Annotated in this window: 2 protein-coding genes; both read left to right on the forward strand. The window is 62.4% G+C overall.

Going from position 1 to position 990, the window contains the following annotated elements; translation table 11 throughout:
- A partial coding sequence (locus IVB13_RS00035) for an aminotransferase class I/II-fold pyridoxal phosphate-dependent enzyme (RefSeq protein ID WP_247487231.1) occupies positions 1-674 on the forward strand: 674 nt, incomplete at its 5' end.
- Positions 671-990: AAA family ATPase (locus tag IVB13_RS00040; RefSeq protein ID WP_247487233.1), on the forward strand; the 320-nt coding region annotated here is incomplete at its 3' end. The genes IVB13_RS00035 and IVB13_RS00040, both read left to right, overlap by 4 nt.

Raw genomic sequence — 990 nt, forward strand, 5'->3', positions numbered from 1 at the left:
GTGGCGGAATGGGCCGGATCTGGATCGTGGTCGAAAGTCTCTACAGCATGGACGGCGACTTTGCGCCTCTCAAGGATATGGTCGCGCTCGCCGACCGGCATGATGCGTTCCTGATGGTAGATGAGGCCCACGCAACAGGCGTTTACGGCGAGCAGGGACGAGGACTCACCGTGCCCTATGAGGGGCGCGAAAATCTGCTGGTCGTTCATACCTGCGGCAAGGCGCTGGGCGCCGCCGGCGCGCTCGTCACTGCGTCCGGCGTGCTGCGAGACTTTATGGTCAATCGTTGCCGTCCATTCATCTTCGCGACCGCGCCATCGCCGCTGATGGCTGTCGCCGTGAGGGAGGCGATTCTGATCCTGCAGCAGGAACCCGAGCGACAGCAGCGTCTCACCAAGCTGGTCGCGTTCGCACATCGGGAGATGAGAGAGCGCGGCTGGAAAAGTCCTTCGGATTCGCAGATCGTGCCATGCATCGTAGGCGACAATGCGCGCACGATGCGGCTCGCCTCTGCATTGCAGGCTCGCGGGTTCGATATCCGCGGAATCCGGCCGCCAACCGTCCCGGCGGGCACGGCCCGGTTGCGAATTTCACTGACGCTTAACGTGGGGGAGGACGACGTGCGTGCAATGCTCGATGCCTTGATCGAGGAGACGAAAGGCGAGCTTCAATGAGTGTCAAGATCGTCGTAACGGGCACAGGTACCGGGATTGGAAAGACGGTGTTTTCCGCGGGGCTCGCCAATCTTCTCGGAGCGGACTATTGGAAGCCGATTCAGGCCGGCCTCGAGGGAGAAACCGATACCGAGGTCGTCTCTTGTCTTGGCGGCCTCTCGGCCGATCGCATCCTGCCGGAACGCTACCGCCTTCGGACCCCCGCTTCTCCTCATCATTCTGCCGAACTTGACGGAGTTCGCATCCAGGCGGATTTGCTCGATGTGCCCGATACCGGGGAGCGGCCATTGGTGATCGAGGGCGCGGGCGGCCTGAT

The sequence above is a fragment of the Bradyrhizobium sp. 17 genome, assembly GCF_023073515.1.
Classification (GTDB): domain Bacteria; phylum Pseudomonadota; class Alphaproteobacteria; order Rhizobiales; family Xanthobacteraceae; genus Bradyrhizobium; species Bradyrhizobium canariense_D.